Raw genomic sequence first — 8992 nt, 5'->3', positions numbered from 1 at the left:
CGTTGACCTCGCGGATTTCCTGCTGAGAGGGTGTGGCGTCGGCCTGTTCGACGATCCCGATCACCTCGTGGTCCTGGGTGCGCAGTGTTCGGCCGTAGCCGGTCGGATCGGTCAGCGTCGTGGTCAGCATGGTGACCGCCGCGCTGCGGGAGTTGTGGACTGCGACCAGATCGGTCAGCGTATCGGCGTCGAGCAGCGGTACGTCGCCGGAGGTCACGACGACGACGCCGGCGAACTCATCGGGCAGCGCCGACAGGCCGCAGAGCACAGCGTGACCGGTGCCGAGCTGCCGATCCTGTATTGCCGTGTCGATGGAACGCCCCAGCGTGCCGGCCAACTCGGCGACGACCTGTTCGATTTGGCCGTAGTCCTGACCCAGCACCACGACCAGGTGCTGCGGCGCCATCTTGGCGATCGCGTGCAGTGAATGCGCCAGCATGGTGCGGCCGGCGAGGGGATGCAGCACCTTCGGGGTGTCCGAGCGCATCCGGGTTCCGGCCCCGGCCGCCAGGACGAGGACCGCCGATTCGCCTTGCGATGTCAAGAGAACCTCCTCGGCTTCTGGCCGCATCGTGGCCCTGCGCATGCATCTCTGTATGTCGTCATTGTGTGTTTCAGCGTGTCATTATCCGCACGGTTGCGGCAAAGCATTCGGCTCAGGTTCGCCGCCCACGCACGCCACCATGGACAATAATCAGGCGATGGAGCGCCGCCGAACCGCAAAGGCCAGCCAATCGCCAATGGCGACTCTTGAGCAGTTGCCGGCGCTGGTGTTGTTGGAGCGGATTCCCATCCCCACGCTGGCTGTCCTGCAGGACGGCACGATCGTGTTCGCCAATGGCGCGTTCGCCGAGATGGTCGGCCGTGACGCCGATGAAGTTGTTTCGCTGAAGTTCCACGATATCTTCTACGGCGCGCAGGCTACGGAATCGGCGCTCTCGGTTGTCGACGGGCTGGCGAACTTGGTCGTCGAATTAGCTCACCAGGACGGCTCGACCGTACGTGCGCTGATGAGCAGGTCGGCACTGAGGCGCAGCGACGATGAGATCGCACTCGCGACGTTCCAGGACCTGACCGAGCATCTCTGGGTTAACGAGTGTTAGGGTCCGCGTCGCGCGGTTAGGGCGCGGACTCGTGCTCGACGTGCCGGAGGGCTTCGCGGGCGAGGTACTCGCGGTAGTAAGCCAGTGATGTATCGGTCACGATCGCGGGGAACAACAGCTCCCATATTTGGGTCAATCGCTCGATGAGGTCGCCGCCGTCCGGCGTCGACTGGGACAGTATCCGCGTCCCAAATGTTGCGCCGATGATGGCCTCGCTGACCTTTTTCGGGTCGAGGCCCTCTCGGAGGTCACCTTCCGTGATTGCGCGGCTCACCTGGGCGGCCATCCCCTCCACCCAGTTGGCGTAGACCTGGGCGCCGGTGCCATTGAACTTCCCGAAGGCAAGCGTCAACTGCTCGGCGGTACGAGCCACCTTATCGGAAGCAAACAGGTTGGCCGCCACGAATGACCCGTGCACCATGTTTTCCAGGGCCGGTGAGAATGAGTCAGACATCGCACCTAAGGCGTCGAGGACCAGCTTGGCGCCTTCGTCGATGATCGCGGATGCGAGTGCTTCCATGGAATCGAAGTGGTGATAAAAGGCACCCTTGGTCATCCCGGTGCGCTCGATGATCGTGCCCCGATCGGCGGCCGTGTACCCAACCTCAGTGAATACGTCGATCGCGGCATCGAGAATCTTTCGCCGTGTCGCTTCGGATCGAACCTGGCGTGCCATCGCCTATACCTCCGGAGTTCCGCTGAGACTCCGGACCCTAGGCGTCTGACAAGTCATCACTCGGCGGGAAAGCCTAACAGGCGGCTGTTGCACACCGGTCGCTCGCGGGATTGCCTGACCGGCTTCGCGATCACGCTGAACCCGCCAGCGCTGAGGTGCTGCCGATCGCGATTGCCGTGCGTCGCCTGATGAATTGACGGAAGTAACCGATCCGCTCCCGACGCACGATGCCGGGTAACAACAGCCCCCAAGTCTTCTCGAGGTGTGCGAGGAACCGCTCGGGCTCGTCGAGGTTGCTGGTTTGGCGCAGCCCCATATACGTCGACACGATCAGACGTGCCACATTCTGCGGTTCACATTCGTCGAGGATGTCGCCCTCGGCGATGGCACGATCGGCGATGGCGGTGAGGGTCTCGATCCAGCCCGCTAGTCGTTCTGCCTGTAGTCCCTCGATTCGCCCAATCTGCTCGAGCAGATTGAACCCCGCTCGGGCCATGTCCTCGCTGATGTCGCGAACAGCTATCTGATAGGAGAAGTCGATCAACGTCTCCAGTCCGGAGAACTTGCGGGCCTCCAGCGCCGCGATCACCGCCTTGGCCTCGGTGGCTTGGTCTTCGATGACGGCGAGTGCCAACGCATGCTTAGAGCGGAAGTGGAAATACATTGCGCCCTTGGTCAACTCAGCTTCGGCGAGGACATCGTCGAGCCCAACCTGGTGGTACGGTAGCTGGGCGAACTGATGAGCGGCGGCATGCAGAATCTGCTGGCGGGTGGAATCCGCTCTGGTGTCGGTTGTCTCGGTCATACTTGGGCCACCTAATAATCGTGCGCGCCGATTAGTTGACCACTATCACGGCGAATCGCTTGGCCGCTCCGCCGAGATGGTCGACAACAGGGCCCCTCGTTTCGAGGCTTGCTATGACGAGCTTAATGCAATAGCGGGCCGCAGTCGGTTACCGACGCGACGCGATTGCCATCCTGAGCCGCCTGCTTCGGTCCGTAACGCATCTATACCTCAATCTGCGGGTGAGTTGCCGGCCGACGCCCGATGCACTGCTTATTAACCATGTGCTCAAAATACTACAAGTTTCCTGTCTAGCGCTATATCAATCGGAAAGTATGTATTATAGAGATTGTGCAGACGGCTGGTCTGAGCAACCGCGTATCGCCCCATCGCGGGATAGGCGACGGCGGAACCCGCGGCAGGGGCCGAGAGTGATCCGTGAGGAGACGCACGTGTTGTTCGTGACCAGGCGGCCAGAGGCGTCGACGGCCGGCAACTCGCAGGGCGTCGGTGCGGCGACGGCTGGAAATGCGGCCGCAGCGGTTCGCGCCACCCGGCTCGTCAACGCGGTTGCGGCGCTTTAGATTTCGGAAGGTGCAGCTGTGGAACTCGGGGGCTTAGCATCAGCGATCAGATCTGGCGGTCCATAGATGCTGGACTTCGGGGCCTTGCCGCCAGAGATCAATTCTGGGCTGATGTATACCGGCCCGGGATCGGGGCCGATGCTGACTGCCTCCATGGCGTGGAATGCGTTGGCCGACAACCTGTATTCGACGGCGATTTCCTACGGGTCGGTAATCTCGGACCTCACGGCGTCGTGGCTGGGGCCGTCTTCGATGTCAATGGCGGCTGCCGCCGCCCCCTATGTGTCGTGGATAAGCACCACGGCCGCCCAGGCTGAAGCGGCGGCCGCTCAGGCCATGGCGGCCGTGGCCGCCTACGAGGCCGCGTTCGCCATGACAGTGCCGCCGGCGGTGATTGCGGCCAATAGGGCCTTGTTGCTGATGCTGGTCGCAACGAACTTTTTCGGTCAAAACACCCCGGCGATCATGGCCACCGAAGCCGAGTACGTCGAGATGTGGGCGCAGGATGCAACGGCGATGTACGGCTACGCTGGTGCGGCTGCGGCTGCATCGACGTTGATACCGTTTGCGACTCCGGTGGAGACGACCAGCCCAAGCGGGTTGGGCGGGTTGGCCGCGGCGGTCACGCAAGCTGCCACCACGTCGGCAGGCACGGGCGTGCAGGTCGTGTCACAGCTGACCTCTGCGCTGTCGACGCCGCTGAGTTCGGTGTTGTCGACGCCGCTGAGTTCTGCCGCGATGCCCACCGCAGTGCAGGGGCTCGCGTCGGCCGTCTCGGTGACGTCGTCCACGTCGTCCACGTCGCCGCTGTCGACCTTGTCGACCCTGAGCACGTCGTCGACGGCAGTGACTTCGGGGACGAGCCTGGTATCGGGCATCGCCTCGCCCGCATCGATGCTTGGCTCGGCGGCCTCGGTGATGAACTCGATTGGCCCGACGACCAGCGCCTTCGGCAGGGGATTCCAGGTGTTCGGATCGGCGCTGAACCCTAGCTTGGGCTCGGGAGCCGGTGCCTTCAGCTCAACCGGAATGGGCGAAACCGCTGTGACCGCGGGTGTGGGCAGGGCGGCCACGCTCGGCGCGTTGTCGGTGCCCCAGGGCTGGGCCTCTGCCGCTCCGGCATTCAGCCAGGTTTCCTCGGCGTTGCCCGGCGCGACGGGCGGGCTCGGCGCTGCGCCGCCGGTTGCGCCGGGCGCGCCCGCGGGCCCATTGGGTGCTCCGACGGCGAATACGGCCGCGCGCGGAGGCACCAGCTCTCCTCTGGCTGCTCGTTACAACGTCCGTCCGGCCGTGGTGCAGCGTCCGCTTTCTGCCGGTTAAGGCCGACAGCGCTGGCAGGCGTCCTGCTCGTCCTTTCGGACCCCGCAAGCTGCCGGCCTGCGCCACGTAAGTAAAAATACCTAAAGTCGATCTAAGGGCCTAATGCCATTCAAAAAGTATGTATGATGCTTTGCATGCTGATCATGGGTTTGCACCTTCTCGTCGCTAAGCCTATGGTCTGGGGCTCGCTCGAATGCTATCCGTCTCAGTCCGGCCGCGATTGGTTTGATGACGAGGTTTTCCTTGGCCTGATGCGAGTCCGTGGGGTGCAATGCCGCTCCCGCTACGCCGAGGCGTTCACGGTGGAGAAGGCCGTATTGGAAACCGACAGTTATTCGGTCAACTAGCGCCGGTCGGTAGCAAGACAACGGAAGGGACATCACTGTGGGAGTGCTTGTCACGGGTGCCGAGGCTTACCTGGGTTCTGTAGTTGCGCCAACGCTTCTAGATGGCGAGCACGTCGATGAGCGCTTGTCATGGAAGGAGCGCTGCAGTGCTATACACGCCCACTGATATCGCAGGCGTGATGATCGTCGACATCGAACCGGATCGCGACGATCGCGGTTTCTTCTCGCGTTCGTTCTGTTCCGACGAATTCGACAGCCATGGACTGCTTTCGCCTGTTGCGCAGACGAATATCTCCTACAATTACACCCGCGGCACGGTGCGAGGCCTGCATCGTCAGGGACCTCCCTACGCCGAGGCCAAGTTGGTGCGCTGCACCCGCGGCGCGATTGTCGACGTTGCGGTCGACGTCCGGCCCGAGTCGCGCACCTACCGCGAGCACGTCATGGTGCAGCTCAGCGCTGACAATCGTCGGGCCCTGTTCATACCGCCGTATGTCGCACACGGCTTTCAAACGTTGGCGGATAACACCGAAGTCCACTGCCAAGTCAGCGGTTCCTACGCGCCTGACAGTGAGCAGGGCTTCCGTTGGGATGACCCGAAATTCGGCATCGATTGGCCGTTGTCGGTCACCGTCATCTCCGAAGAGGACGCGAGCTGGCCGCTGTTGGTACCGGTCGCGAGCGTGGCGTTGCGATGATGGGCGTCGATAAACTGCTGGCCGAGCGGGCGGTCCAAGGCGATCCGGTGCGTGTTGCGATGGCCGGCTGCGGGTTCATGGGGCGTGGCCTGGTCAACCAGATCGTCAACAGTGTCCCCGGTATGACATTGGCCGCAATCGCCGTGCGAAATCCCGACAGCGGGTTCAAGGCGCTGATTGATGCCGGTTACAGCGATGCGATCGCTGCCGAAGGTGTACCGGCGCTGAACCAGGCAATCCGACAAGGCGTTACAGCGGTCACCGAGGATTTCCATGCGATCACGCAAACCGACGGTATCGAAGTCATTATTGATGTGACGGGGTCAGTCGAGCTCGGCTGTCATCTCGCGCTGGACTGCTTCGCCGGAGGCAAGCATCTGGTGTTGATGAATGCCGAACTCGACGCCACCGTCGGCGCCGAGTTGGGCCGGCTGGCCGACGGCGCAGGTGTGGTGCTCACCGGATGCGACGGCGATCAGGCTGGCGCGCAGATGAACCTGATCCGCTTCGTACGAAGCATCGGGATCACTCCACTGGTCAGCGGCAACATCAAGGGATTTCACGATCCGTACCGCAATCCCACTACACAAGAGGGGTTTGCGCGGCGCTGGGGGCAGGACCCATGGATGGTCACCAGCTTCGCCGACGGCACCAAGATGAGCGTCGATCAATCGATCGTCGCCAATGCCACCGGAATGTCTGTACACAAACGCGGAATGCTCGGCCGCAACCATGGGGGTCATGTCGACCAGTTGAGCCAGTGCTACGACATCGACGAGCTGCTCGCACTTGGCGGGGCCGTCGACTATGTGGTGCACGCCAAGCCGAATCCGGGAAGCTATTGCCTTGGTGCGCAGGATGATCCGAAGCAGCAGCATTACCTAGAGCTGTATAAGCTGGGCACGGGTCCGCTATACAGCTTCCACACCCCTTACCGCCTCTGTCATTTCGAAGTCCCGATTACCGCGGCACGGGCAGCGCTGATGGGCGACGCGACGGTGCGTGCGCTGCCGACCCGCCACGTCGAGGCGGTAACGACCGCCAAAGTCGATCTCAAAGCCGGAACTGTGCTGGATCGGCTCGGCGGCTACCACTACTACGGGCAGGCGGAAAAGGCTCATCTCGCGCGTGCCGAACGATTGCTTCCGATCGGCGCGGCGGAGGGGTGCATGCTCATCCGGGATGTTCCCAAGGACGTCACCCTGACGTACGACGACGTCGCGGTGCCACCTGGGCGGCTGCTCGACCAATTGCTCGAGGCGCAACGCCTGCCGGACGTCGGCATTCCACCGGGTCTGATGGCAAATGTTTAGGCCGAGTCATGACCCACAACATGCTCCCCCTCGGTCGCTGTGCGCATGGTCGGCGACGGTTGATTGAGAAATCAGCCTTACGCGATGACCAGTATGGCGATTGGTCCGGCCAATTGGTCGACGATGGCCGCGCTGCGTCGGCAGGCAGGTGATCGCATGACGTGCGAGTTGGACTGGGCCCACCTGAAACGCCCGGGCCGCGGTGTGCCCCCGCCGCGGTCCGGGCCCCCTGCATTGCTTGGGGCGTTCGCGCCGTACAAGCGTCGCGCTGTGCTCGAGGAGTGCCTCGCCGGCGTGGCCAAGCATCTTCCTGAGCTACCGGTGTATGCCTACCAAAACAGCCGTGGCGCAAGCGGTGCGCCGTGACGCCCGCCGGAACTAATGGCGTGCCGACAGCGGCGACCCGGCTGCGTTGCCGCTTGTGCGACTCGGATCGACTGCTTGGCATCTTAGACCTCGGGGCTACTCCGCCTTGCGCAAAGTTCCTCACCATCGACGAACTCGATCTACCCGAAGAGACGTTCCCGCTCCACCTGCGGCTGTGCGAGAACTGCCTGCTGTTGCAGATACCCGCGCTGATCGTGCCTGAGGAGACCGTCACCGAATATCCATGCTACTCATCGTATTCCGAGAGCCGTGTGCAATGCGCGAAGGATTTTGTCGAGGACGCGTTGGGGCGGCTGCGGCTGGCAGCCGGCTCATTCGTGGTCGAAGTCGGTAGCAATGACGGCTATCTGCTGCAGCATGTCGTCCGGGCCGGCGTACGGTGCCTGGGGATCGAGCCATCGGCGAACGTCGGCGCCGTCGCCCGCGACCGCGGTGTGCCGACCGTTTCCGCATTTCTCGACGAGCGGTTGGCGCGCGAACTTCGCGCCGAACACGGCCCCGCGGACCTGTTGGTCGCTAACAACGTCTATGCACACATCCCGGACCTGCTGGACTTTACTCAAGCGCTGCGCGGACTACTCAGCGACGAGGGCTGGGTAGCTATCGAGGTGCACCATGCCTTGAACTTGGTGGTGCAAGGCCAGTTCGACACGATCTACCACGAACACCTGCAGTATTACACCCTGCTCTCGGCAACACGCGCGCTCGCCACAGCCGGTCTGGCTGTCGTCGACGCGGAACTGATTCCAACGCACGGTGGTTCGATTCGCATCTGGGCTCGGCCCGCGCGAATCGCCGCACCGGCCAGCGAACGGGTGATGGGCTTGTTGCGCATGGAGAAAGCCGCGGGGTTACATCGCGTCGACGGTTATCTTCAACTACGGCGGCGTAGCGAGTCGCTGCGCCACAGTCTGTTGAGGTTCTTGCTCCAGTGCCGCGCCGACGGTAAGCGTGTCATCGGCTACGGTGCACCGAGCAAGGGCAACACCCTGCTCAATTACTGTGGGATCCGTAGCGATCTGCTCGAGTACATCGTTGACCGCAACCCATACAAACATGGGCGCTTCACGCCAGGTACGCGCATCCCGATTCGTGATCCCCGGCTTCTCAGCATCGATCGACCAGATGTGGTGCTGGCGCTGCCGTGGAACCTGGAAACCGAACTCACCGATCAGCTGAGCTACATCGCCGATTGGGGCAGTCAACTCGTCTTTCCTCTTCCAACCCTGCACAGTGCGATGACATTGGCATCCAACGGGACCGAGCGGCCGGCAGCAGACAACTTCCGAGTCCAGGCTGGTCGGATGGAAGCTGTTTCGACCATATATGAAAGCACGAAACGGTGACGGCGATGACCAAGGCCAGCATCCCACGCGATCACCGTGGTAGCGCGAATGCACTTCGAGTGCTGTGGCTTTCGCCGTTGATGCGTCCGCTGGCGCGCGTGCAGGCTGAAGGGCTGCGTGGGCGGGGCATCGACGTGCTATTGGTGACCACCGACCAACATCCAGAGTCAGATACGGCGCGTGACTACGAGTTGGTGCTCGATCCTCGGTTCCGCACTGCCTCGACCTGGCCGGCGGCTCTGGCGGCTCGACGCCGCATTCGCGAACATCGGCCTGACATCGTGATCGCTGAGTCGGTCCGCGATCCACGCTGGATCGCACTGGCCGGACGGGCGCCGCGTGTTCAGCTGGTGCATGACGAACGCCGAGATGACGGCCGCCATCGGCAAGTTCTCGCGCGCACCGCATTCGACAAGTGGGGCGTCCGTTCGGCG

General features: G+C 62.9%; 12 protein-coding genes. 9 read left to right on the top strand and 3 right to left on the bottom strand.

Annotated elements, in window-relative coordinates; translation table 11 throughout:
* The coding region (locus tag VKI00_RS24995; protein WP_414687284.1) for an NTP transferase domain-containing protein at window positions 1-571 on the bottom strand (571 nt) is incomplete at its 3' end.
* A 169-nt stretch (window positions 572-740) separates the two neighbouring features.
* Between VKI00_RS24995 and VKI00_RS24990 the strand changes: the two genes are divergently transcribed.
* The gene (locus VKI00_RS24990; RefSeq protein ID WP_324443181.1) at window positions 741-1103 is read left to right on the top strand and encodes a PAS domain-containing protein; all 363 of its coding nucleotides are present in this window, start codon (window positions 741-743) and stop codon (window positions 1101-1103) included.
* 16 nt (window positions 1104-1119) lie between these two features.
* Here the strand turns inward: VKI00_RS24990 and VKI00_RS24985 are convergent, their stop codons facing one another.
* Together VKI00_RS24985 and VKI00_RS24980 are read right to left on the bottom strand one after the other, a co-directional pair.
* Window positions 1120-1779, bottom strand: coding sequence for a TetR/AcrR family transcriptional regulator (locus VKI00_RS24985; RefSeq protein ID WP_324443177.1), 660 nt, complete (start codon window positions 1777-1779; stop codon window positions 1120-1122).
* A 130-nt stretch (window positions 1780-1909) separates the two neighbouring features.
* Entirely contained in the window at window positions 1910-2584 is a 675-nt protein-coding gene (locus tag VKI00_RS24980; protein ID WP_324443176.1) for a TetR/AcrR family transcriptional regulator, read from the bottom strand.
* Window positions 2585-3015: 431 nt separating this feature from the next.
* On the opposite strand from VKI00_RS24980, the gene VKI00_RS24975 reads away from it, so the two are divergent.
* From VKI00_RS24975 to VKI00_RS24940, 8 genes are all read left to right on the top strand, one after another.
* Complete coding sequence (locus VKI00_RS24975; RefSeq protein WP_324443175.1) at window positions 3016-3147, top strand: hypothetical protein; 132 nt, start codon at window positions 3016-3018, stop codon at window positions 3145-3147.
* A 69-nt stretch (window positions 3148-3216) separates the two neighbouring features.
* Complete coding sequence (locus VKI00_RS24970; RefSeq protein ID WP_414687283.1) at window positions 3217-4467, top strand: PPE family protein; 1251 nt, start codon at window positions 3217-3219, stop codon at window positions 4465-4467.
* A gap of 134 nt (window positions 4468-4601) precedes the next feature.
* Window positions 4602-4814 (top strand): hypothetical protein, encoded by a 213-nt coding sequence (locus VKI00_RS24965; protein WP_324443182.1) that lies wholly within the window; start codon window positions 4602-4604, stop codon window positions 4812-4814.
* 146 nt (window positions 4815-4960) lie between these two features.
* A complete protein-coding gene (rfbC, locus tag VKI00_RS24960; protein WP_324443173.1) occupies window positions 4961-5512 on the top strand; it encodes a dTDP-4-dehydrorhamnose 3,5-epimerase in 552 nt (183 codons plus the stop codon).
* Complete coding sequence (locus tag VKI00_RS24955; RefSeq protein WP_324443172.1) at window positions 5512-6825, top strand: hypothetical protein; 1314 nt, start codon at window positions 5512-5514, stop codon at window positions 6823-6825. The genes rfbC and VKI00_RS24955 overlap by 1 nt, the downstream gene beginning before the upstream one ends.
* 84 nt (window positions 6826-6909) lie before the next feature.
* Entirely contained in the window at window positions 6910-7191 is a 282-nt protein-coding gene (locus VKI00_RS24950; RefSeq protein WP_324443171.1) for a hypothetical protein, read from the top strand.
* Window positions 7192-7232: 41 nt separating this feature from the next.
* On the top strand, window positions 7233-8558 hold the full coding sequence (locus tag VKI00_RS24945; protein ID WP_324443180.1) for a class I SAM-dependent methyltransferase: 1326 nt from the start codon (window positions 7233-7235) through the stop codon (window positions 8556-8558).
* A 59-nt stretch (window positions 8559-8617) separates the two neighbouring features.
* Window positions 8618-8992 (top strand): glycosyltransferase (locus tag VKI00_RS24940; RefSeq protein WP_324443179.1); only part of this gene is annotated, 375 nt, incomplete at its 3' end.

This window comes from Mycobacterium sp. (assembly GCF_035314665.1).
In the GTDB taxonomy this organism is placed as follows: domain Bacteria; phylum Actinomycetota; class Actinomycetes; order Mycobacteriales; family Mycobacteriaceae; genus Mycobacterium.
The sequence above is the reverse complement of the archived record's forward strand: the minus strand, read 5'-3'. Positions and strand labels throughout refer to the sequence as shown.